The sequence below is a fragment of the Oxalobacter formigenes genome, assembly GCF_002127965.1.
GTDB classification, from domain to species: domain Bacteria; phylum Pseudomonadota; class Gammaproteobacteria; order Burkholderiales; family Burkholderiaceae_D; genus Oxalobacter; species Oxalobacter formigenes.
The window spans coordinates 1,191,547-1,214,709 of the sequence record NZ_CP018787.1 but is presented as its reverse complement, the minus strand read 5'-3'; the positions used below and the strand labels follow the sequence as shown (position 1 = coordinate 1,214,709).

Annotated in this window: 27 protein-coding genes and 1 pseudogene; 14 read left to right on the top strand and 14 right to left on the bottom strand. The window is 50.1% G+C overall.

Annotated elements, in window-relative coordinates; all coding sequences use genetic code 11:
* Positions 1-2: 2 nt before the first annotated feature.
* The 7 genes from BRW83_RS05765 to BRW83_RS05740 form a co-directional block, all read right to left on the bottom strand.
* Positions 3-548 carry a phage baseplate protein gene (locus BRW83_RS05765; RefSeq protein ID WP_005880786.1) on the bottom strand — a complete coding sequence of 182 codons (546 nt, stop codon included), beginning with the start codon at positions 546-548 and terminating at the stop codon, positions 3-5.
* Between the two features lie 87 nt (positions 549-635).
* Positions 636-2,108: a phage tail tip lysozyme gene (locus BRW83_RS05760; RefSeq protein WP_005880787.1), complete on the bottom strand. Its 1,473-nt coding sequence runs from the start codon at positions 2,106-2,108 to the stop codon at positions 636-638.
* Complete coding sequence (locus tag BRW83_RS11855; protein WP_005880788.1) at positions 2,098-2,253, bottom strand: DUF6889 family protein; 156 nt, start codon at positions 2,251-2,253, stop codon at positions 2,098-2,100. The genes BRW83_RS05760 and BRW83_RS11855 overlap by 11 nt, the downstream gene beginning before the upstream one ends.
* Positions 2,254-2,300: 47 nt before the next feature.
* Positions 2,301-2,729: a phage tail assembly chaperone gene (locus tag BRW83_RS05755; protein WP_036602957.1), complete on the bottom strand. Its 429-nt coding sequence runs from the start codon at positions 2,727-2,729 to the stop codon at positions 2,301-2,303.
* Positions 2,729-3,172 carry a phage structural protein gene (locus BRW83_RS05750; protein ID WP_005880791.1) on the bottom strand — a complete coding sequence of 148 codons (444 nt, stop codon included), beginning with the start codon at positions 3,170-3,172 and terminating at the stop codon, positions 2,729-2,731. Before BRW83_RS05750 ends, BRW83_RS05755 begins: the two co-directional genes overlap by 1 nt.
* 11 nt (positions 3,173-3,183) lie before the next feature.
* Entirely contained in the window at positions 3,184-4,644 is a 1,461-nt protein-coding gene (locus tag BRW83_RS05745; protein ID WP_005880794.1) for a DUF3383 domain-containing protein, read from the bottom strand.
* A 14-nt stretch (positions 4,645-4,658) separates the two neighbouring features.
* Positions 4,659-5,219, bottom strand: coding sequence for a phage neck terminator protein (locus BRW83_RS05740; RefSeq protein WP_145814984.1), 561 nt, complete (start codon positions 5,217-5,219; stop codon positions 4,659-4,661).
* A gap of 445 nt (positions 5,220-5,664) precedes the next feature.
* Between BRW83_RS05740 and BRW83_RS05735 the strand changes: the two genes are divergently transcribed.
* Positions 5,665-6,636 (top strand): FUSC family protein, encoded by a 972-nt coding sequence (locus BRW83_RS05735; protein WP_005880797.1) that lies wholly within the window; start codon positions 5,665-5,667, stop codon positions 6,634-6,636.
* A 47-nt stretch (positions 6,637-6,683) separates the two neighbouring features.
* On the opposite strand, the gene BRW83_RS05730 is transcribed toward BRW83_RS05735, so the two are convergent.
* Positions 6,684-7,226, bottom strand: coding sequence for a GNAT family N-acetyltransferase (locus BRW83_RS05730; protein ID WP_005880798.1), 543 nt, complete (start codon positions 7,224-7,226; stop codon positions 6,684-6,686).
* A gap of 174 nt (positions 7,227-7,400) precedes the next feature.
* Here BRW83_RS05730 and BRW83_RS05725 point away from each other — a divergent pair, with 174 nt between their 5' ends.
* The 4 genes from BRW83_RS05725 (at position 7,401) to BRW83_RS05710 (ending at position 10,253) form a co-directional block, all read left to right on the top strand.
* Positions 7,401-7,985: an NAD(P)H-dependent oxidoreductase gene (locus BRW83_RS05725; RefSeq protein ID WP_005880800.1), complete on the top strand. Its 585-nt coding sequence runs from the start codon at positions 7,401-7,403 to the stop codon at positions 7,983-7,985.
* A 229-nt stretch (positions 7,986-8,214) separates the two neighbouring features.
* A complete protein-coding gene (locus tag BRW83_RS05720) occupies positions 8,215-8,709 on the top strand; it encodes a TspO/MBR family protein (protein ID WP_005880802.1) in 495 nt (164 codons plus the stop codon).
* Between the two features lie 11 nt (positions 8,710-8,720).
* Positions 8,721-9,449: a YoaK family protein gene (locus BRW83_RS05715; RefSeq protein WP_005880804.1), complete on the top strand. Its 729-nt coding sequence runs from the start codon at positions 8,721-8,723 to the stop codon at positions 9,447-9,449.
* Positions 9,450-9,566: 117 nt separating this feature from the next.
* Positions 9,567-10,253 (top strand): nitroreductase, encoded by a 687-nt coding sequence (locus BRW83_RS05710; RefSeq protein ID WP_005880806.1) that lies wholly within the window; start codon positions 9,567-9,569, stop codon positions 10,251-10,253.
* 28 nt (positions 10,254-10,281) lie between these two features.
* On the opposite strand, the gene BRW83_RS05705 is transcribed toward BRW83_RS05710, so the two are convergent.
* Positions 10,282-10,965: a TetR/AcrR family transcriptional regulator gene (locus tag BRW83_RS05705; protein WP_005880807.1), complete on the bottom strand. Its 684-nt coding sequence runs from the start codon at positions 10,963-10,965 to the stop codon at positions 10,282-10,284.
* A gap of 179 nt (positions 10,966-11,144) precedes the next feature.
* Here BRW83_RS05705 and BRW83_RS05700 point away from each other — a divergent pair, with 179 nt between their 5' ends.
* The 3 genes from BRW83_RS05700 (at position 11,145) to BRW83_RS05690 (ending at position 15,818) form a co-directional block, all read left to right on the top strand.
* Positions 11,145-12,113: an HlyD family secretion protein gene (locus tag BRW83_RS05700; RefSeq protein WP_005880809.1), complete on the top strand. Its 969-nt coding sequence runs from the start codon at positions 11,145-11,147 to the stop codon at positions 12,111-12,113.
* A gap of 15 nt (positions 12,114-12,128) precedes the next feature.
* Positions 12,129-13,688, top strand: a complete 1,560-nt coding sequence (locus BRW83_RS05695) for a DHA2 family efflux MFS transporter permease subunit (protein WP_005880811.1) — start codon at positions 12,129-12,131, stop codon at positions 13,686-13,688.
* A gap of 93 nt (positions 13,689-13,781) precedes the next feature.
* Positions 13,782-15,818, top strand: coding sequence for an FUSC family protein (locus tag BRW83_RS05690; protein ID WP_005880813.1), 2,037 nt, complete (start codon positions 13,782-13,784; stop codon positions 15,816-15,818).
* An 11-nt stretch (positions 15,819-15,829) separates the two neighbouring features.
* On the opposite strand, the gene BRW83_RS05685 is transcribed toward BRW83_RS05690, so the two are convergent.
* Positions 15,830-16,084, bottom strand: a complete 255-nt coding sequence (locus BRW83_RS05685; RefSeq protein WP_036602961.1) for a hypothetical protein — start codon at positions 16,082-16,084, stop codon at positions 15,830-15,832.
* Positions 16,085-16,140: 56 nt separating this feature from the next.
* On the opposite strand from BRW83_RS05685, the gene BRW83_RS05680 reads away from it, so the two are divergent.
* Positions 16,141-16,419, top strand: coding sequence for a hypothetical protein (locus BRW83_RS05680; RefSeq protein WP_005880815.1), 279 nt, complete (start codon positions 16,141-16,143; stop codon positions 16,417-16,419).
* A gap of 27 nt (positions 16,420-16,446) precedes the next feature.
* On the top strand, positions 16,447-17,013 hold the full coding sequence (locus tag BRW83_RS05675; protein WP_005880817.1) for an SOS response-associated peptidase: 567 nt from the start codon (positions 16,447-16,449) through the stop codon (positions 17,011-17,013).
* A 52-nt stretch (positions 17,014-17,065) separates the two neighbouring features.
* On the opposite strand, the gene BRW83_RS05670 is transcribed toward BRW83_RS05675, so the two are convergent.
* Positions 17,066-18,217, bottom strand: a complete 1,152-nt coding sequence (locus tag BRW83_RS05670) for a serine hydrolase domain-containing protein (RefSeq protein WP_005880820.1) — start codon at positions 18,215-18,217, stop codon at positions 17,066-17,068.
* A 196-nt stretch (positions 18,218-18,413) separates the two neighbouring features.
* Here BRW83_RS05670 and BRW83_RS05665 point away from each other — a divergent pair, with 196 nt between their 5' ends.
* Complete coding sequence (locus BRW83_RS05665; RefSeq protein ID WP_005880822.1) at positions 18,414-18,647, top strand: hypothetical protein; 234 nt, start codon at positions 18,414-18,416, stop codon at positions 18,645-18,647.
* Between the two features lie 97 nt (positions 18,648-18,744).
* On the opposite strand, the gene BRW83_RS05660 is transcribed toward BRW83_RS05665, so the two are convergent.
* A complete protein-coding gene (locus BRW83_RS05660) occupies positions 18,745-19,626 on the bottom strand; it encodes an AraC family transcriptional regulator (protein ID WP_005880824.1) in 882 nt (293 codons plus the stop codon).
* Between the two features lie 181 nt (positions 19,627-19,807).
* On the opposite strand from BRW83_RS05660, the pseudogene BRW83_RS05655 reads away from it, so the two are divergent.
* Together BRW83_RS05655 and BRW83_RS05650 are read left to right on the top strand one after the other, a co-directional pair.
* Positions 19,808-20,343: pseudogene (locus BRW83_RS05655) on the top strand (methylated-DNA--[protein]-cysteine S-methyltransferase).
* Between the two features lie 2 nt (positions 20,344-20,345).
* Positions 20,346-21,128 (top strand): class I SAM-dependent methyltransferase, encoded by a 783-nt coding sequence (locus BRW83_RS05650; RefSeq protein ID WP_050757730.1) that lies wholly within the window; start codon positions 20,346-20,348, stop codon positions 21,126-21,128.
* An 87-nt stretch (positions 21,129-21,215) separates the two neighbouring features.
* Here the strand turns inward: BRW83_RS05650 and BRW83_RS05645 are convergent, their stop codons facing one another.
* Positions 21,216-21,824, bottom strand: coding sequence for an HPP family protein (locus BRW83_RS05645; RefSeq protein ID WP_231284490.1), 609 nt, complete (start codon positions 21,822-21,824; stop codon positions 21,216-21,218).
* Between BRW83_RS05645 and BRW83_RS05640 the strand changes: the two genes are divergently transcribed.
* The gene (locus tag BRW83_RS05640; RefSeq protein ID WP_005880832.1) at positions 21,823-22,341 is read left to right on the top strand and encodes an RrF2 family transcriptional regulator; all 519 of its coding nucleotides are present in this window, start codon (positions 21,823-21,825) and stop codon (positions 22,339-22,341) included. The two genes, BRW83_RS05645 and BRW83_RS05640, sit on opposite strands and share 2 nt — an antisense overlap.
* 119 nt (positions 22,342-22,460) lie before the next feature.
* Here BRW83_RS05640 and BRW83_RS05635 read toward each other — a convergent pair whose 3' ends face one another.
* A complete protein-coding gene (locus BRW83_RS05635) occupies positions 22,461-23,147 on the bottom strand; it encodes an MOSC domain-containing protein (protein WP_232455514.1) in 687 nt (228 codons plus the stop codon).
* Positions 23,148-23,163 lie beyond the last annotated feature (16 nt).

Genomic DNA, 23,163 nt, shown 5'->3' with positions numbered 1-23,163 from the left:
TATCATTCTCCTTTCATTGCTTTTGGCTGGCGTTCGCCAGAGCCGGAAACCTGCGCGGTTTCGGCAGGATTGGCCTGATTTTCTGCTGCCAGCATCCTGTCTTCCGTATCGACAAGCCGGATTTTTCTGAAAAAAGCCGTCACCTGCAAAACGTTCTCGGTTGATGATTCCGTTTGCACTCTCAGCGACTCGATCAGCATATCCGTATATTCCCGCTTGCCCGTCCCGATGGAAATCGGAATACAGCTTTCCTGCCAGCCCAGCAGCTGATTGTAAATAGTGCGTAAATCCGTTGTCTCCAGAAGGGACTTGCCTGAAAGCAGACTGGACAATTTGAATGAACTGTTCGACCAGCCAAATTCCATCTCCAGCTGTTCCGGATCCTTGCAGGCATGGTCGGTAATAACACTTCCACGCTGGACAGGATGATCCGTAATCGTCAGCTTGTCGGTATGGACTTCCTTGATAACCACATCCGGTACAATACTGGCGATATGCCTTTTCGACCCTCCGGTCAGAAAGTAGGCGACAGAAGATAATAAAGACATAACATTCACCTTTATATTCAGTAATCAAAATACGTTTACATAAAGAAAAAGCCTCCGGATGGAGGCTTTTTCAGGCTATGCAAACCCTCAGGGCGCAACAGGCGATTTCATATTCCTCGTACCGAAATCCAGACCTTGCAGATTCTGGTTGATGGCATCTGCAGTCTCCTGTGGCGATGTGGCGCCATTGACGGTAATATTGATCGTCTGATTGAATTCAGATGCCGTGTCTCCCCGGGAACCGGCTTCCTTCATCACTTCTTTCGGCCTTTCATAAAAACGGCTCACAATACTGCCTGCATCTCTTGCCGTTCTGGCATTTTTCAGGCGTCTTCCGGCATTCTTCTCATTGTGCGTGAGTTCATACTGGACAAATTCAAGCTGTTCGTTAACAGACGACCGACGGATATCCTTGCCAAACAGTTTTTTGAAAATCTTCTGTCTGTCCGGATGCCACTGTGCAAGGCCATATGCCTTTCCGCTGTCGCCGACTGAAGCCGGATCGAACCTGCTTTCATGCCACAAATTGGCCGTAATGCCTGCCGCCTGTTCCTTCGTCCAGTTTTGGGACATGAAAAAACGCATCACATCATTCTTGCTCATCCCATTCTTGCCGACACCTGACGATGACGGAGCCCGCGTTCCTGACACCCGCGAACGCGACCCTCGTGAACGAGCCTGTGCACCGGAAACCCGTGAACGGGCATTTCCTGAACCGGCCACTCGTGAAGCGCCAACATTCGTCACCTGCCGGATTGGTTCAGATTCTGACGATCCGGAAGCCTCGCTGGAAGATCTTTTTGAATCCACCCCATTGAAAAGCAGCCCGATATAATCGCCCCCCGTATTGGCTTCCATGACTGAATCTGCCCGTTTCCTTGTCATGGCAACATCTGCCATGAAAGACCCTGCCGCCAATCCGGCCAAAGGTGCCCATGATGAACTTGCCACGGTTGCCAATGCCGAACCGGCAGTCTTGCCGACTCCGAAAAGTCCCTTGAGCGCATCCGCCGCTTTTTTCGCGGAAGATAATACTTTCATCAACTGCATGACCCCAAGGCCAACGGCACCTATCTGTTTGGCTGCTTCCTGCGCTTCCGGTGACAAATTGGTGAAAGCGTCTTTCAGTTCAAGAACCCCATCATTTGCCATCTTTAACAAAGGAGCAAGATCACCTGTCAAAGTATCCTTCAGCTCGGTCAAAACATCATTTCCCACTGCTTTCAGATTATTCAGTTCAGCCTGGCCTTCACGAATCTTCTGTCCTGACTGTCCCGGCGTGATATCCGGAATGCCCAATCCCGGGGACAGGAGGGCCGCAGCCGCGCCATTTGAAGAACCTGTTTTCGACACAAGACGGTGCCCAGACAGTGCATTCATCCCGAAAGCCGTTTGCGAGCCCATATTTTTCATGGCTTCGCCAACCGTTTTCAGGCTCACAGCAAGGGCATCAACCCGACGTTTTGAATCCGACACGGCATTATCGAACCGTTTTTTTCCCGCCTCATCAATCTGGTATTTGAGTAAAGCGATGTAATCGGTCACTATCTTATTCGCCATATTGTTCAACCCTCATTTTATAAGCCAACGCCTCATTGTCGGCTCTTGCGTTCAGAACATCATTTAGCAAAGCCAGATCGGCCAGATCGATTGTTCCATCCTTGAGACTTTCATAACGGCAAAGTCCTTCCAGAACAGGACGCAAGAGCCATTCCTCGCCATCGGGAAGCGTTACCCACTCGATATCGCCCGTTACTTCACCGGATCGGCGAGGAAAGTAACGAGCTTTTGCATAAAATTTGCGAGGTTTCTCCGGATAACGAAAAAACTGAGCAAAACCATTTCAAACGCATCCAGATCGTCGAACATCAGGTTGCCATCGGACATGACCGGCGACCATTCCATCCCCTGCTTTCTGTGAACCACGCCCAGGCATGTTCGGGTAACGTATTCCGCGTCCTCATCAGACATGCCTGAGAGGGCATCAGCCAGCGGTTTCGACTTTTCGATGACCTCTTCCCATGAGATCACCGCGTCTTCTCCCTTTTCCTCCATGACACTTGAAAAGGCAGGAAAAGCGGAAAAGACAAGCGGCAGAATCCGTCGTTCAAGATGAAACTGTTCAATAGCATTCAGCTTGCCATAACGGTAAGTATTGCCAGCAATGGTGATCTCGTTCATCAGTACGTTCCCAAAATAGTGTCGATACTCAATGCGTTAAACGTCCAGGAAACCACACCACCGTCTTTTTTATAGACGACATCCGGTTTCTTGCCGAAAGCGCAGGATGAACAAATAGTCTTGTCTCCAGATACCGTATTGGTAATGGAAATAATGTTTTTCCCCCACAGGGAAGCATTCTGGCTCTGCATATTCATCATGGCCTGAAGCTTCGCATTGACCGGTGACGTCTTCAAAAGCTCGATAGTCACGGTACCGGATTTGTCCGCATTCAGATTATGCATACCGCAGCCATCCACACCGATAGTCATGCTGCCGCCTTCTGCCGCCATCGAAATCTTGATGCCTTCTTCACCGACAGCCGAGCCATGACCCAGATCGACGACTCCGCCGGGGCCTACCAAAGTACCGGTAACGTCCGCAAAACTGTAACTCATTCCCATAATTGATCCTCTTATCTGTTAACGTTGATGATGATGTCGGTCGCGTGGACTGCGCCAGCCAGCTTGATCGCCACCTGAATGACGGTGGAATTTCTCGCTTCACGATCCGCCTGTGACTGGGTAGCCACAGGTGGGGCATACACGTAATAGCCTTTGGTCAGCGTATCGCCGCTTTGCAGGGCGCCGAAACTGTCGCCATTCCACACACCCGGGGCGACCAGACCGTTGGTGACCGCCTGTTCCAGACGGCTTTCGATCGTCGTCACGATACGGGCGATACCGGCATCGGTCTGCGGAATCTTGGAAGTCGAGGTATAAAGCAGGTTCCAGACAGCGGTCTGCACGTCGTTTTGCAGCCAGTCCAGACCGTGGCGTTCATCGAAATACCAGCCGCCAGACATCACGCCTTCCTGCAAAATCGCCGTATCATTCGAATACTGGGCGAAAACGTTGCAGTTCTTGTCTTTCAATACTTTCGCCTGAGTTGCCGTCAGGACTTCCGGTTCGATACCCGGTTCCTGTTTGAACTTCAGGGTAATAGTCGTATTCTGTCCATCGAAATTGACGGCAAAAGCGCGACCGAAAGCGGCAGCGGCCGCAGCGGTACTGGCGGAACTGTACTGGACGAAAGCGCGGTTATTGCCTTTGGCTTTCAGACGGGAAGCCAGATCGTTTTCTACCTGTGCATCCAGAACGGTCGTTTTTTTGACGGTAAAGCCTGCAATCCGGGAAGTCGACGTCGCACTGATGAAGTCGGCCATTTCAAGAATATCGTCGTCATCCGCTTCTTCAGCAACCAGAAGGCCATACCAGTCGCTGCTCATGTCAGCCAGTTCGCTAACGGCATTTAACAGCGATTCCGCAACCATGCCACCCACAGCAACCGTATCGGCATCCAGCCCCATCAGGGAAGACAAAGCGGTTTTGGTCACACCGGTCACGGTCGATTCGGTACCGGTTGTTTTGGAACGGATCACAAAACGGGTGCCATCCCAAACACAGCTTGCGGCGGTATCCAGTGCAGAATCGATAATCGTTGCAACGCCATTCAGATTGGTGACCGACGACAGATTGATCGCCATGACCGATTTTTCGACGCCATCGACCGTCACCTTGAAGCTTCCTTCATTGATTGCCTTGAACGCGGCGATATTCTGCTCAGCCGTTCCCAGAATGCGGCCCTTCAACAAACCGCTGGTGGCGGTTTTCACCCAGCGACCGATATAGCATTGTGCTGCCGACGGTTCTGCCGAAAAATAGGCCACCGCCATCTTGTATTCCGGCGCTTCCGTACCGAAGTCCGATGCGACCGTATCGATATCGTAATAGAGACGAAGACGTTCATAAGCGTCAATCGTATTGCTTGCCCCGAGAATCAGGGCGATACCGAAATCCCTTTCCGCTGCGGCCTTCGGCGCCATAACGACGTCGACGGAAACGACGGAAGAAACAGGTAATCCTTTGTTTGCCATGTTGTTATCCTTTATTAAAAGTAGTGGATGATTCCTCTGGCGATGTTTCGCACCTGATAGGTAAACGAAACGCTTCGCCGGAAGTAAAGAGAAAAAGCCGTTTCTTTCACCGGAAGATTGTTGACTGTCACGATTTCACTGACTGTTTTGTCCGCTGAAGCGAATACGATTCCATGCGCCAAAAGCTCGTCGGCATTCTGTTTGACCATGCAGCCGTACTTCAGCAAAGCGGCATAAAATTCCGCTTTGGGGCCGTAAAACCGTGTCAAAAGCGTCAGTTCCTCCTGCCAGCTCAGAACGTCGGTCCCGTCGTCGGGATCGACAGGGTCCTTTCCGTTATGAACAATGGACGGCCCCGGATTGCCGCCATAGGAAACGACTGCTGCCTGGCACCGGCACGCTTCATCTGTTGCCGGAGCCGGAAGACTCTCATTCCAGTATGAGCCGACAAGCGAGCCATCCAGCCCCGTTACCCCTGCAATGAATTGCCTGAAAACGGTATCCAGATCGTTGTCGTAAGCGGGCATTGCTCCGACCGGTGTCAGAAAACCCTTCGTTTTGGATGTGTTCGTCATATTGTCTTTCTGCCGCCCCACATTCCTTTTGCAAAGACGAAAACAGTCCTCCGCAGTGAAGCGGATGCTGTTCAAATTGTCTGGAAAAAGAAATGTGCGGATTACGGCACAGAAGATGGTGAAGAAAAAAAATGCCTGCCAATCAGGCATAAAAAAAGGCCTCCCAAAGGAGGCCTTTTCTGTTTGCTCGGGACGCAACTTTCCCGACAGAGACAATCATACAGGACATTCCAACATCGGTCAGCTATGTCACACCACTTTTTTTCAAAAAACTGGATGAAAAGACTGAACCGCCGAAGGAAGCTTTGTTTCAGCCATATCAAAAGGCCATACCGGCATCTTGCTATGCTGATTTCGGTCATCATGAGAAAAACCAGAAGTGGAAACAGGAAAAATCCCCTGATTTTTATTGGTTGAAAAATATCGGCAATCGTGAAAAAAATTCATGCTCAACTATTTTGACGTAAAAGACGGCCTTATCTTTATGGGCAGTGTGGCATTTACCACCCTCGCCGGATACTGGCTGTTCGGCGTGAATTCATTGATGTGGACTTCCTTTTCGTCCATGTTCACCTATTCGCTTTACGATGCACGGCCCGATCGCAGCAATCATCTTTACGTTTTCTTTTTGATGATGATTATCATGATCAACAACTATATCGGTTACTGGTTGCAACTTTCCTGGCTGTTCTATGTTTATCTTTTCGCAATCTCCTGTTTCTTCGATATCACCTATGGAAAAGATCCCGTACTCGACCGTGCTGTCCGCTACATCATCATGCTCTCGACCATCGGCACGACACTGACCAGTGTGTCATATGAACTGCCTGTCGGTTACCTGATCGGGACACTGACCGTTCTTGGCGTCCTTTTCGTTTTGCATCTGAAAAACTATGACTTTACCGCCTTCAGAAACGGCTTGTTCTCAAAAGAACTGTACACATCGAAAAAACATGCCGTTCCCCGCGCGTTCATCTACAGTACCGGCATGTTCCTCTCCCTGCTGATTCCGGAATTTCTCGAGCTGGGCAGGATTTACTGGGCACCATTAACCTTCGTCATGGTACTGAATCCGAAAGCGGAACACGTTTTCAAAAATACGATATCGCGTTTTGCCGGCAGCTTTTTATCTGTCATCCTGCTAATGATCATGCTTGCCACCGGTTATAACGCCTCGGTCGTCATTCTCATCTCATTTTTCGTGATTTCATTTTTCCTGCCGACATTCCTGGATAAAAATCCTGTTTTGAGATCATTTGGCGTGACATTTTTCGTTCTGGCAATGACAGAAATATCGCATTACTGGAACGATCCGGTTTATTCGCCCTTGTTCGAACGTCTTTACGAAACACTGATCGGCGGTTTGCTCGCGATAATAACCAGTATCATCCTGAAACAGGTCCGTGCCATCCAATAAAAAATCGTTTTTACAAAACGGTTTTATCGACTTGCTCATCAAATCGTTCATGTCCCGGGCTTTTTGATCGAATACATGTAATGCGTGACCATTCTGCCCATTACACTGCGAAAGGCCGTTCCGGTAATCCGCATGCCGTTTCGTCTTGCCACCGCACGCGATGGCACATTGTCCGCCCGGATAACGGAATAAACCGTATCCATACCAAGCACGGCAAAAGCATAATCCCGGCAGGCGATCGCCGCTTCGGTCGCGAAACCCCGATGCCAGAATTCCTTTTCGAACATGTATCCGATTTCAGGAAGCTCCTCATCACCATACACCTGCATCGAAATACCGGCATGGCCGATCATCTTGCCTGTTTCCTTCAAAACGACAGCCCACATTCCGAAGCCCTCCTGCGCATAACACTGAATTTGCCTTTTCAGCCATGACCCGATCTCCCTGTCTGAAAAAACGCGCTCATAGGCATAAGTCACATCGCTATCCTGCAATACCCTGCATAAGCCGGGCAAATCGTCATCGACCAGCTCGCGAAGCAGCAGTCTTCCGGTTTCGGCAATGATGGCGGGAACATTTTTTTCTGTCATGAGATAAAACGGTGTGGCCTGTTTTCTGTCATATTAAAGATAAAAATGCCGGAATACAAAAAACGGCCCATTTCATATTCGTGATAATTCCACATTGAAAAACGGCATTTCAACCCAATGTTCACCCTGAACCGACCATAACGACAGAACCTTTACTGCCAGAAAGAAAAAAACATGAGCAAAATCCTGATTATCAACGCATCGAAAAACTTCGGCCATTCACAAGGCAAACTGAACGACTTCCTGACTGACCTGGCAAAAGAAACCCTGACCGCGCTGGGTCATGAGGTCAAGACAACCCGCATCGACGACGGCTACGACACGACAAAAGAAGTCGAAAAATTCCTCTGGGCCGATTCCGTCATCTACCAATTTCCGGCATGGTGGATGGAAGCCCCCTGGATCATGAAAAAGTACGTCGACGAAGTCTTCACGGCAGGACACGGCAAATTGTATGAAAGCGATGGGCGCACCCGAAGCGACGCCAGCAAAAAATACGGCTCGGGCGGCCTTATACAGGGCAAAAAATACATGTTTTCAATGACATGGAACGCTCCGGCCGAAGCTTTCACCGAACCGGGACAGTTCTTCGAAGGCAAAGGCATAGACGCCGACCTTTTCCCGTTCCATAAAGCCAACCAGTTCCTCGGCATGAGTCCTTTGTCGACATTCATGTGCAACGACGTCATGAAAGAACCTCAAATCGACAGGGATGTCATTCGATACAAGGCCCATCTGGAAAAAAACTTTCCAAAATAAACAGGCAGTTCTTCATACGTATTTATGAAAACTGCATCCATAATCCCTTCACGCCGCGTTCTCAAACTGCCGGCGTGAAGGCGTGATTTATCTCTGCAATTCATTGAACAGGCGCACAAAGCGGCTCTTTACGAAACAGGTTTTCGACATTTGTCAGAAATGAGTGAATCAAGTGAACTCATACTTGAACCATCACCCGAAAAGCAACGTCACCTGTATTGAGGCCAACATGACAACAGCCCGAACACATTCATTTTCCTTTTCAGGCATTTTCAAAATCATCATCCCGATTGTTATCTGTCTTCTGGTGGGTGCGCTGGCAGGCTACCTTCAGCAAAGTTCAATACAGAACTGGTACCCGCACCTGAACAAGCCGCTGCTGACCCCTCCCAATGCCGTTTTTCCGATTGCATGGACCATTCTTTACATATTCATGGGCCTGTCCATCGGCCTGGTCTACCTGACAGATAGTGACCAGAAACCGGCACTGCGCAACCTGTTCATTTTCCAGCTATTTCTGAACTTTTTGTGGAGCATGATTTTTTTCGTCCGGCAGAACATTACGGGTGGCCTGATCTGTATCGTCCTGCTTGACTGGCTGGTCATCTGGTATGCCTTCAGGGCGTGGCCCATCCGAAAATTGTCTTCCATTCTTTTCTGGCCTTACATCGCCTGGCTCGGCTTCGCCACCTATCTGAACCTGTTCATCTATCTCCACAACTAGCAAACGACTTGATGGAACCCGGGAAAAAAGCTGAAAACCGGATCGGATACCAAAGCATTCCGCAAACGGATTCCCTTGGCCGCAACATTTTTTATGTCATCGCACTGACCATCGTAGCCGGATTTGTCGAAGTCACCGGTTATATGGACTGTGAAGGCCTTTACGCCTCCATCATGACAGGCAACACCGTTCAGCTCGGCATGAATTTCACCCATGCCGAGTGGGTCAAATTCGGGCTGGTCGGCTATGCCATCGCCCTGTTTTTTGTAGCGTGCAGTATTGCCAGCCTGATCCGGCGACACCTTGCCAATCCGCTCATGGAACTGGTCATCATGTCAGGAGTACTCTCGCTTGCCTGCCTCGTGAGGCTCGACCCTTCCCTGAATCTGGTTCTTGAATTGCCTCTATTGTCATTGGCGCTTGCCATGCAGGGCGAAACGATTGCCCGTTTCGGCGGGGTTTCCCTTCAAACACTCGTCGTGACCAATAACATCGTCAAATTCTCAGACGCCTTTACCGGACGCTTCATATCGCGCCGTTTCCTCGAAAAGACCGGACAGAAAGTCCCCACCCTCCCCGAAGCCGTATTACCGGGAATATCCTGGCTGACCTATTCCGTCGCCGCCGCCATTGCCGCGCTCGCAAACAGCCTGACACCATTTACCCTTCTTGTTCCTGCCATCATCATCCTTGTCGTCGCAGCCGATTTGAGAAAACTGCCGACAAGCTCAACTCATTGACGCGATACGCTCGACAAATTCCCAAAAAAACATAAACTGTGCAGTAAAGTATGTCATACTATTAAACATGAATTTAATATGAATATTTAAATCCCACTATTCTGCGAGGAGAAAAATATGTCCGACGATATGCAGACCGCCGTCGATGCCGTCATCAAAAGCCGCAAATCCATACGTGCCTTCAAAAAAGACCCCGTCGATCCCAAACTGGTCGAACATATTCTGGAAGTTGCCTCTCGCGCCCCGTCCGGTTCCAACATGCAGCCCTGGAACGTTTATGTCCTGACCGGAAATGCCCTGAAACGGGTTGTCGATGCGACATGCAAAGCCTTCGACAGCGGAAAAAAATATGAAGGCGAATACAAATATTATCCTGACACATTTTTTGAGCCGTACCTGTCCCGCCGCCGTCAAATGGGCTGGAGCATGTACGGCATCCTTGGCATCGAAAAAGGTGAACACGAGAAAGCGCGTCTTCAGCAGAAAAGGAATTACATGTTCTTCGACGCTCCTGTCGGACTCATCTTTACCATGAACCGTGGTTTGCCATTCGGCTGTTTCATCGAATACGGCATGTTCATGGACAATATCATGCTATCGGCAAAAAGCCATGGACTCGATACCTGTCCGCAAGGAGGATGGAGTGACTACCATGAAGTTCTGCGCGAGGTCTTGCCCATCAAACCGGAAGAACTTGTTGTTGATGGAATGGCACTCGGTTATGCCGATACCGAAGCGACGATTTATAAACTGGAAACGGAACGCGAACCCGTATCGTCATTCACACAGTTTATCGATAAATAAGCGGCCATCACGTCCCGGGACAAGCCGTTCAGTCTTTCTTGCCTGTGTTGACACCGTATGCCGCCAGAAACACCCTGACGGCATCGGCAACGCTCTTTTGCATCTCTTCGTCGGAAGGCGCTTTCACCAGTTCAAAAAGACAGCGTTCGTACCAGCGTGCATTCAACAGACTGCGCAAATGCGTAGCTGCCGCATACGCATCCATGTCAGGCCTGAGCTGGCCTTTTTTCATGGCCTTTTCCAGAAAAACGGTAATCAGTTCGATTGTTTTCCCGGGACCATGCTCATAGAAATAGTGTCCGATCTCCGGCCGGTACGACTCGGCCAGCAATGCTCGCCTGACCGCAAGAACCTTCGGGGAATAAATAAAGGCAATGAATTTCTCGCCAAAACGTTTCAAAATACTCCCAATATCGTCGTCAGGGCGTTCCAGTTCCAGAAAAGCTTCTGAAGCCTTCTGTCTCGAGTCATCCATAATGGCAGGTTCTTCCAGAAAAGACGAAATCGTTTCGTTCTTATCCAGTGAAACACGACGGACGACTTCCAGAAAAATCGCTTCCTTGGAAGGGAAATAACTGTACAGGGTCATTTTCGAGCCACCCAGCCGGGCTGCGATCGCATTCATGGAGGCATTGTGAAAACCCATATCCCGAAAAACGGCCGTCGCCGCATCCAGAATGGCTTCCCTCTTCTCTTCCGTCCTCTTTTTCATCCCGCATCCCGAAAACAACATCTGTTACAAACCATACCGACCGGTACAGTTTACATAAAATGGACTGCGTAGTACAGTTTACAAAAATTCATGCCGGAAATAAATTTCATTTCCAGACCGGTTTCTGCATAAAATGATTGGTTACGCATGGATACAGGAAATGTTTGTAAAGGAAAAAAATGGATTCGGAACCATCGCAGATCATCGACAAACCCGCAAAAAAACCGGATTCCCCTCGCGCCAGACGCCTTAAGATTCTGGCGGGCATCGTCGTCCTTTGCGGCATCGTTTACGGTGCCTACTGGTATTTTTACGCCTCGAACTTCGTCTCGACCGACAACGCCTATACGGCAACCGAAGTCGCACAGGTCACATCCGCCGTTTCCGGCATCATCAGGGAAGTCAACGTCGTCGATACGCAATCCGTCAAAAAAGGCGACATCCTCGTCATCATCGACGATACAGACGCAAAACTCGCCTTAAATCAGGCGGAAGCCGACTGTGCGAAGGCAAGAGCGGAACTGGCCTCGGCCCAATCCGATTACAAACGCGCAGCCGTCGATCTCAAACGGCGTAACGCCCTGATTGCAATCGGTGCCGTTTCCGGTGACGAACTGACCAAAACCGAGAATGCCCATACGTCCAGTGTCGCCGCCATAGAGTCAGCCAAAGCCGCCATCGCACAGGCTACAGCGCGCATCGATCAGGCCAAAGTCGATCTTTCGCGCACCGTCATCCGTGCTCCCGTTGACGGTACCGTTGCCAAACGGACCGTACAGGTCGGACAAAAAATACCTGCCGATGCACAACTGCTGGTCGTCGTTCCCGTGCAGGACATGCATGTGGACGCCAACTTCAAGGAAGGGCAACTTGAAAAAGTCCGTACCGGCCAGAAAGCGGAACTCTATTCCGACCTGTATGGCAAATCGGTCATCTATCACGGCACAGTCGAAGGTTTTTCCGGCGGAACGGGTTCCGCATTTGCGCTGATCCCGGCCCAGAACGCAACAGGCAACTGGATCAAGGTCGTCCAGCGTCTCCCGACACGAATCAAACTCGATCCGGAAGAACTGAAAGCCAACCCGCTGCAGGTCGGGCTTTCCATGACCGTCACGATTGACACGAGAGAAAAGGCATCGGACAAATAACCCGGAATCATGAACATGGCCACCAGCACCCCCATGCCGTCGATGTCGGCTTTGAACACGGGAAACGACAAACCGTTGCAAGGCAATATGCTTTGGTTCGTCGCCATCCTGCTTTCATGCGCCAACTTCATCGCTGTGCTGGACATGACGATCGCCAATGTCTCCGTTTCCAGCATCGCCGGCAACCTTGGCGTCACGACCAGTCAGGGTACATGGGTCATCACTTCCTACGCGGTTGCCGAAGCCATCACCGTCCCCCTGACCGGCTGGCTGGCCGCCCGTTTCGGAGCTGTGCGTGTATTTTGCACCGCCATGGCCTGCTTCGGCATCTGTTCCGCCATGTGCGGTTTTGCCAACTCGCTGGCTTTTCTGGTCGTCGCCCGCGTTTGCCAGGGACTCTCCGGCGGCCCGATGATGCCATTGACGCAAACCCTGCTCTTGCGCATCTTCCCGCGTGAAAAGGCAATGGCCGCCAACGGGCTTTGGGCCATGACGACCCTGACGGCCCCGGTTATCGGCCCCATCCTCGGCGGGTACATCTGCGACAATTTCCACTGGTCATGGATCTTCTTCATCAACGTCCCGATCGCCCTTGTCTGCAGCTGGCTGGCATGGAAACTGCTGAAACGTTTCGAACGGGGACTCGTCCGTTCGCCAATCGACGTCATCGGCCTTGTCCTGATGATCGTCTGGATCGGCGCCTTCCAGATCATGCTTGATGAAGGCAAGGATCTCGACTGGTTCTCATCGAACTATATCGTCGCACTGGCCATCATCGCCGCAGTCGGCTTCGTTGCCTTCATGATCTGGGAACTGGGTGAGAAACACCCTGTCGTCAACCTCTCCGTATTCCGGCACAGGGGTTATTCCGTCTGCGTGTTTACCATCAGCCTTGCATTCGGCGGCTATTTCGCCGCCAACGTCATCACCCCGCTCTGGTTACAGAATTTCATGAACTATACCCCGACATGGTCGGGAGAAACGACAGCATGGAGCGGCGTTTCCGCTTTCCTTGTCGCTCCTCTTGCCGCTTACTGGGCCAGAAAAACCGATCCCAGACGGCTCATCTTTTGCGGCCTTCTATGGCTCGGGCTGGTGACGTTCGCACGATGTTTTTTAAATACCGATGCATCCTACTGGTGGGTTGCGCTTCCGATTCTGCTGATGGGTTTCGGCAGTCCCTTCTTCTTCGTGCCGCTGATCGGGCTGGCCCTGTTGAACGTCAATGAAGATGAAACCGCCTCTGCTGCGGGACTGATGACTTTCCTGCGAACCCTGTCCGGCGCATTCGCCACCTCACTGGTCAATACTTCCTGGGAAGACAAGATTAACTATAATCATGCTGAACTGGCAGGGCTCGTCGATCGGGGTGGCGAATATTTGAGGCAACTGACCGATAGCGGTCTCTCCACTGAAACGGCCCGGGGAATGATCAATAACGTCGTTACCAACCAGAGCGCCATGCTCGCGACCAATCAGGTCATGATGATCGTCAGCGTCTGTCTCATACTGTCTGCCTTTTCCATCTGGCTGGCGCCACGGGAAGGCAGAAAAACGCAAAGCGTCGAAAAATAAACGCTTTATCATTCAAAGCGGACACAGGAAAAAAACCGGAAAAATCACCACTGAAACTGTCCATGAACCAGTACGTAATACTGGAGGAAACGCATGTTGGAACTTGGTCCCGTACTGTTCGAAAACCTTCTCTATTCCGCCAAGTGTTTTGCGGCGGCGATGCTTGCCATTTATCTGGCATTGAAAATGGGCTTGCCCAAGCCTTTCTGGGCACTCACAACCGTCTATGTCGTCTCGGCGCAGCCATTTTCAGGAATCATCCGTTCAAGAAGCCTCTACCGTATGATCGGCACTATTATCGCTGCCATTGCGATCGTCATTGGTGTACCGCTCTTCTTCAATTACCGGCTCCTCTTTCTCATCGTCATCGCCTTTTGGGTGGGTGGTTGCATCTATCTGTCACTGATGGACAGGACTCCGCGCTCCTATATCTTCAGGCTGGCCGCCTACACCGCCGGGATCATTGCCTTTCCATTACTCCAGAGCCCCGACATCATGTCAGCGTCCGCTCCCTTCGATCAGGCTCTCTCGCGGGTGGAAGAAATCATATTGGGCATCGTGTGTGCTGCCGTCATCCATACTGTCGTCTTCCCTCGCAGCATCGACAAGATATTGCTTTCCGGACTGGATAATTCTTTCTCATATGCCCTTCAATGGCTTCGGGGGATTTTGATAAACCAGTATCTTGAAAAGGGGCGGCAACGTCTCAAGCTGTCGCAGGACGTCACAGCATCCCGCCTGCTGGCAACACACGTACCATATGATCCATCCAGTCTGCGATGGTATTCGCGGATCATCAATATCTTTCATGACCGGCTGGCGCTGCTCATCATGACAGGCGCCGAACTGGAGGAATATAAAAAAAATCTGGAAGATTTTTACCCCGAACTCATCACCTATGACTGGCAAAAAATGAACGACGAAATTGCCGAATGGAGCAAAGACGGGCCATTCACTCATGAGAGAAGCGAATCCCTTCGCGAAAAAATCAGAGCCATCACCCCGCGTGTCCACGCCGGCTCCCCCTGGAACCATTACCTCTTGCTGCACTATGCCGTTCTGCTTCACAAAACCGTCAATATCGTTGAATCCTGCCATCACTGGCGAGAAAGAATCGAAACGGAAAGAAAAAACGAAAAACCCGCCCGGAAACCCTCCGCCACATCCGTTTCCAACACTTTTTTGCAAACAGAAAAAAAACTGGCTTTCAGAACAGCTCTGGCCGCTGCACTCGGTACCGTTATCGGATCAGCCGTCTGGATCATCAGTGGCTGGCCCGAAGGGTATTACATTCCGACATACGCTTGCATTATCTGCTGTATTTTCGCCATGATCGACGATCCGGCTTCCAACGCAAAAGGAGCATTCAAATCAATCCTTGTCATGGCCCCCATATGTATCCTCTATTTATGGCTGGCACTTCCTTACACCAATTCTTTCGAAATGCTTTGCCTTGCACTGGCCCCTTTCCTGCTGGCAATGGGTTATCTAACCATCAAACCCGCCCATGGATTACGTCCCTCTCTCATGGTCGCTGCCCTATCGGGAATGCTGATGGCATACGATCACGGCATTCCTGACGCCGACGCCTTTTTCAACAGCCAACTGGCACAGCTGATCGGGATGGGACTCGGCATCGTACTGATAACCGTTCTCCGCCGGATCGATCTCGAAAAAATGGCCTATTATCTGGCAGAAGCCTGCTGGGTAGAAAATGCCTCAATCGGGCAGGCAGCAAAACCGCCGTCGATCCACACCCTTGCCGTCCGGATGACAGACCGCATTTCCCTTATTGTGTCCCACCTCTCTTCAGTAAAAGACAGGCAACGGATAAGCTCACTCCACCTTATCCGGGACATATTGACCAGCATGGACATGGCCGAACTCAAAAGGCTCGAAACCTTTCTTGACGAAAACAAAATACCCGTAGAACCCCTGCTGGCTACGCTAGGCGATCATTTCAGGCAAAAACTGGACAATCCGTCCCGTTCTCCCGAAGAGATACTGGCACCTCTGGATAGCTGTCTTCACAAACTTGCCGAAATGGAAAACTCCATACCGAGAAATCAGGCCATTTCAACACTGGTCGGAATCCGCAACGATCTTTTTCCATCCCTTGCGTTTACCTGAAATCAGGACATTCAAGTATCTGCCGCCGGTTGCGCAAGCCACAAAAAATGATAGTGGTCTGGAATATCCAGACCTTTGCCCGGATTTTCCATACCGACGAGCTTGCAAGCCATTGAAAAGAACGGTAATTTTCCTGTTTTCAAAAACAGGTTTCCAAATTGAAAAAAGAATTGCCCACTTCTTCCGATCCACACCTGTCTGACGCTTTCTGCCGTGCCGTACTGGAAGGAATCACTTGCGCCAATCAGGGAAAAACCGTCAATCATGCTCAAGTGATAACGTTATACAAAATACTTAAAATCCAGACATTGAGGTTAATGGAGTGCCAAAGAAAGAAACGTTGATCTGGACTTGTCTGGCACTTGCCGACAGAACCGAACTTTTTTACAGTTTCAGCCATAAAGACGAAGCCATTTTCACCGATGAAACCATCGATGAAATCAGCGAATGCCTTGCCCTGGAGGAAACAATCGGCCAGCCCGGCCGGATAGATGGAACAAGAGAAATCGCGATATCAGACAATATCGTTCTCGTCTTTGATCAGGTAAAAAAACAAATCCGGATACTGCGAATACTCTTTGCGAAAGCCTTGCTAAAATAAGGCCGTGAACTTTTACCGAATGAACTTATGTGCGGCCGCTTTGAAATCGATCCCGACATCCCTGAGCTGAAAACACTCGTCAGCGGCAGCGGCCTGTCCCTGCAATATAAAACGGGCGAAATATTTCCGGCAGACACCGCACTTGTGCTCACGAGTAATGGGAATGACATCATTCCCGCTTCCATGATCTGGGGATTTCCGAAGTGGGATGGCAAAGGCGTCATATTCAATGCCCGTTCGGAAACCGCACATGAAAAACCGATGTTCAAAAACGCATTGATGAGACAGCGGATTGCGATTCCCACCACCGGCTTTTATGAATGGAAAGCCGAAGGGGGCCGCACGAAAACGAAATTTTTTTTCACCCACCCATCAGAAAACATCCTCTGGCTCGCTGGTATTTACTCCCGTTTCGGCAATGAAAACCGTTTCACCATCCTGACGACATCGGCCAACGACAGCATGGCTCCCTACCATCACCGTATGCCGGTCCTTCTGGAAAAAGAAGAAATTGAAACCTGGATCAACGGAGAGGATATCCGGTCTTTTCTCGACCGGACACCTCATTCATTAACTGTCGGGAAAACCATCTGATCCTTTTATTTGCATTTATCCATCGATAAATGAAATACAAATCATCTGATTTTCAGAAACTCCCGTAAATCGCATTACGTACGTCTACCGAAACCACTTCATCCAGCGCCGTCGTCGTCATCGTCACAACCGACAGTTTTCTGGCCGGGTCGGCAAACCACTTGCTGCCGTAAACACCACCCCATGCCAGCGTCCCGGCCGTTTGCGGCGTCACCGCCTCGACCGGATCGACCAGAACACCCCATCCCAGCGAAAATCCGAAACCGGGGCGCGCCATCATATCCCCGAGCTGATTGGCCGACATCTGCGACATCAATCCCTTGTCGGCAATCGGAGATTCACCTGTCCTGATCGTTTCCACCAGACGCATTAAATCAGATGCCGTCCCGACCAGTCCGACACCACCGGAGGGATATTCTTCCGCATGAAAAACCCGTTCAGGTGAAAAATGGAAATAACGGTCATCGACGGAAGTCAGGAACTGGTCGTCATTCATTCGGGCAAGCTTGCCATTGTCCAGATAATAAGGCGCTGCCACTCTTTTCCGATCGCTTTCACTGGCATAAAAAGCCGTGTCCGTCATCCCCAGCGGTTTCGTCACCAATTCGGCGAGAGCCGTCCGGAAATCCGTCCCCTGCACTTTCGCCACGACAGCGCCCAATACATCCGGCCCCAGCGAATACAGCCATGAAGAACCGGGAGCGAAACAAAGCGGAGCAGAAGCCAGACGCTTCAGATTCTCTTCAAGCGTCAAACCCGTTATATCCAGCCCGTCGGAAACACCGGCCTTTGCATAAGGGCCATCTTCCTTTTGCGCCCAGCGATAATCGAGTCCCGACATATGACACAACAAGTCCCTGATTGTGATAACCGGTACAAACCCGTTGGAGAGCTTTGGTGTGAAATATGGAAGCCATTTCGAAACGGAATCATCCAGGGACAGTTTTCGCTGTTCCACAAGCGCGGCCACCGCCAGACTGGTAAATGCCTTGGAAATCGATGCCAGACGGAAAAGCGTATTTTCCTGCATAAGGCAATTCGCTTCCCGATCAGCCAGACCGGCAGCACGACGGTAGACCATTTCACCGTCGAAACAAATACAAACCAGTACGCCTGTCGTAAACCCCCTGGCAATATTCTTGTCGATAGCGGCATCGACCGCCTTTCCCAGTACGTCCTTGCGAATTTCAGCAACGCCCATCATTCTCTCCTGTCATCAAACCCGGCAATGGGAACGATTATAAAACGCCAGATCCGGTTTTCGCACAAAACCTGCTGTAGCTCGCGGATTTTCATCAGATTAAGACAAATCGTTTTTATCGTTAAAAAGCCTGTTTTTTCATTAAAAAATCACGTTATACTAATAAAATTCGCGTATCGAATTCATGGAGTGATAAAAAATGATCAAGAGATTCAAGAAAGACACGGTATATAGCGGCGAACTCATCTTCGGCGGTTGTGGTGGACTTGAACGCAACAAAGTCACCATGCTGAAAAGAACCAAAAACTGGCTCGTCTATCACGAACAGTACGGCAAAATCGTTCGCAAAAGAAGACAATACGCTTCCGGATGGGGAGACTGTTTTACCACCCCTTACGATGAATTTCATGCCTACTCGGTAGAGCCTTTTTAAGCGCAAATGCCGAACGGATCGTATAGTTTCATATCCCATTCATAAAAAAACGGGCGCACCTTCAAACAATGCACCCGTTTTTTTATCCAGTTTCACTTTACTGGTTTTTACCCCGATAATCCCGAGGTGAAAACCCCGTTTTTTCCCTGAAACACTTCCCGAAATAACTTGCCTGATGAAAGCCGGTACAGGAAGCAATCTCACCGACAGGCTTATCCGTTTCCTGTAACAGGATTGCCGCCTTTGAAAGACGATACTCCACCAGATATTTGTAAGGCGTCGTTTGCATGGAGACCCTGAAACATCTCAGGCATTCCGACTTGCTGACGTTGCCACTTCCGGCCAGATCATCCAGTGATATTGCTTCGGCATAGTGCTTTTCAATATAGGCAAGGAAACGCTGCATCCGCCTGCTGACTGGTTTTTCTTTTTTCCCCGAAGGCAAACTGACGTTTTTCCGGATCTCAAGCCAAAGGGAAGTCAGAAAGACAAGCACTTCGTACACATAGAATTCATTCCCGTTTTTCTCAAGAAAAGACAACTTGCGCAGAATCGACAAAACCGTGTCACACCATCCGATACCGGGTATAAAACGACAGAGAGGCACGTCCATATTTTCCACGAGACTATCCACCAGATGTTCCGCAGGGCTTCCGAAATAAAATCGCAGAAAATAGTCAGGAAAGATAAAACTCTTGTAGTGACAGTCACCCGACTGGTTCACGGAATGCACGACATTTTTATTGATGAATACCCCGTGACCCGCTGCCAGTTTCAGCTCTTCATCCAGCGTCCGGACTTCAATCTCCCCCTCCAGCACATAAATGAACTGCAAATCCTCGTGCCAGTGCATGACCAGAAAACCCGGATTTTTCGGATAACTGCGGTCATTGACGACATCCAGCACCAGATACGGAAAACCGGTATCCGCATTCAAATTGACCGAATTGATAAACGCCTTTTTCCTGTCTGGAACCACTCGATTACTCTTTGCAATTTGACGATATGTTAATAGAATTTACTATTATATTGATATTATTTCATTAATTGCTACGATAAAATCGTATTTCAAAAGTAACACCACTATCAGGAAAGTGACATGCACAAAAATTCCCTATACAAGGGGTTCCGACTGATCAGACTAATTTGAGGCATAAAAAATGCACTATATCCATCAATACGCCTCCCCCTTAGGCAACATCACGATGGCCAGCAATGGCGAAAGCCTGACCGGTTTATGGTTTAACGGACAAAAATACTTTGCCGATACGCTCCCGGCAGAAAACCGTGAAAAAGAACTGCCCATATTCGAACAGACGGCAAGCTGGCTCGATGCCTATTTTCGTGGCGACATACCTGATTTCACGCCTGCCTTGCATATGGACGGTTCCCCGTTCCGTCAGATGGTATGGGAAATCCTGCTACAGATTCCACACGGCAAAGTCGTCACTTACGGTGACATTGCCCGGATGATCGCTTCGAAAACAGGGCTAAAAAAACCATGTCTGCACAAGCCGTTGGTGGTGCCGTCGGCCACAATCCCGTTTCCATCATCGTCCCCTGCCACAGAGTCGTCGGCACGTCGGGAAGCCTGACTGGATACGCCGGCGGAATCGATAAAAAGATAGCCCTTCTCTCCCTTGAAAAAGTCGACATGGTCCCACTCTTCATTCCCAAAAAAGGAACGGCAATTTAAAAATGAAACCCACAAACATCGGCGCGATTCACCTCTCCTTCGGAATGCAGGCAGAGGAATTTGAAAAGCCGGGCATGAATTTCTCAAACAGGGATTATCTCGACTATTGCGTGAGAACTATCGAGCCTGCAAGCACCGATTCGGTACTGGAAGTCGCCGCGGGAACATGCGCCTGCGGACGCTCACTTGCCCCCTTTGCACAAACCGTTACCTGTCTGGACACGACCCCTGCCATGCTGGAAGTCGGGAAAAAAGAAGCGGAAAAAAACCGGCTGAACAATATGGTTTTCATAAAAGGACAGGCTGAAGAATTGCCATTTCCCGACAGCAGTTTCGATATCGTCATTTCAAGACTGGCCTTTCACCATTTTCCCGATACCCGACTTCCCTTTCAGGAAATGACCCGGGTCCTGAAAACAGGCGGAAAACTGGTTCTGATTGACATGGAAGCACCAGAAGAACCTCTGCGTGCCACAAGAGACAAAATCGAATCCATGCGCGACCCGTCCCATGTAAAGAACCTGAATCAGGCAGAGCTTCTGAAACTGTTTGCCGACCAGTCGCTTTCCATCATCAAATGCGAAAAGACAAAAATACCGGTGTCCCTTCAAAATTGGCTGGAACTCACCAAAACACCGGATGTGACCAGAACGAAAATCATGAATGATATGAAATCCGACATGAATGGCCAGGCAAAAACCGGATTCTCGCCATATCTGAATGAAAACGACATTTTCTTTTATCAAAACTGGATCATGCTTATCGGCAAAATGACAGATGCCTGAAAAAACGCCCGGAAAACTGACAACGGGCACATCGTCATTCGACAATATGCCCGTATAAACCCGAAGACATCCTCTTTTCCCGATTCTTCAGATCCAGTATTTCGGATAATGCCGGTCCTTGTTCCTCGAAAAATTGTTCACGATCACCGCAATCAACAGCATGATCAGCGCCCCGATCAGAACAGGAGAAAAAGCATACATCAAGCCAAGCTTGTGAACCGAATCGCCGCCGATGACGGCAATCAGGGCTGTCGCGCCTCCGGGTGGATGCGTCGTATTCGTCACCAGCATGCCGACAATGGCACATGAGACCGCCATGGCAGCCGCCAAAGGTATATTGAACGAGAAAAGATTGTAGGCAATCACGCCCACCAGAGCGGAAATGACATGGCCGCCGACCAGATTTCTCGGCTGCGACAATTCACCCATCGGCACGCCGTAAATCAGCACGGCAGACGCGCCGAACGAACCGATCAGGAACATATTGGCATCGTTCTGGATACCGATAAAATTGTTCAGCCACCACACGGCATAAATCCCGACAAAACCGCCGACCCATGCAAAGAAGATTTCAGACAAGGGTTTTCTCGTCAGTTTCCTTGGGCCACCGCCCCTCATTTTTTGAAAATATTCTTTCATTTCCACACTCTCAAAACCCATGCGCCGGTTTTTAACCTGAAACGCATCTGATAACATGCTTTCTACTCCAAATTTTCGACTGTCCGGCATCATGAAGCTATCGACCCATACCCGTTACGCGATTCGAATTCTCTTTGAACTTCATCTTGCCAGAGGCCCCATATCCATCGCAGCCCTTTCCGAACTCACCAATATCGGACTGAAGACCGTCGAAAACATTCATGCCGTCCTGAGACAGAATGACATCACTGCCAGCATCATCGGTGCTCACGGCGGCATCCGGCTCAACAAACCGCTTTCAGCCATCAGCCTCGGCAAAATGATCGAACTCTTCGATGAAGGCGTTCGCTTCGTCGTCTGTTTCGGGGAAAAATCCAACGACTGCCCCCGCCAGAACGTTTGTGAAACCCGATCCGTCTGGAAAACCATTTCCGGGCAGATCCAGAAAGAGCTCGACACTGTATCACTGGAAGCCATTCTCGACCAGTACCGGGAGGAGAACACGGAAGCAAAACCCGTGCTTATACACTGCCTGAATCGCAAGAGCGACATCATACTGGAAAACGACTCCTGAACTGCCTGACTCACACATCGACTGTCCGACATCACGATATCAGGTAAAAACGAGATGAAAAACCCCCAACGAAGGGGGTACTTCAGTCAAAAAAATCCGGTTAGCTGAAGTCTGTATCGTCAGATTTTCGGGCCGAGAAGCCGGGCTTGCCAGGATTCGATTTTTCCCGTTTCCATCCGGCGATGAAGCGTTTTCTGCCATCGTTCAGACAAACCTTCCGTTTCCGACAAAACCCGCCAGTCTTCGGGATTGGCAGAAGGTGGCACACCAACACTCCCAAACATCGCCACCATCATCTGGTGAATACTCACCCGGCTGACCCGTTCAGAAAAAACAAACGGCAAACCCGCACCGACAGTTCCCGGTTTCAATACCCGGTAAAGCCAGCCGCAACGGGCATTTTCCTGCATCATCAACGCCAGTCCGTCGCATTGGGTACGGGCGCTGAGCTTGTAGCAGGGTGAACGGGGCTGGCTTACCTGAATGATGGCATCGCCCCACCTGAAAATGTCACCGATATGAACGTTCTTTTCATGCCATCTCAAATCGGACAGATTCTCGCCAAACAAGGCAGGCTTGAAAATCTCCCTCCTTTTCGGAAAACGCGATTGCCACCAGGCATAATGAATGGACGGATATTGCAGCAAGGCCCGTTCACTGCCCCCATGAATCCCCGGCGAGCCCTGTTCATCACCGTCAAGGCCCGTTTCGCCGAGCCACAGTTCACCGAACATTTCATTCTTGAAAATCGCGGTGGAAAAACCCAGGTCCGTCTCGCGAACTTTGCCAGTAAACACTCTCATCATGTCCACCCGTCAATTT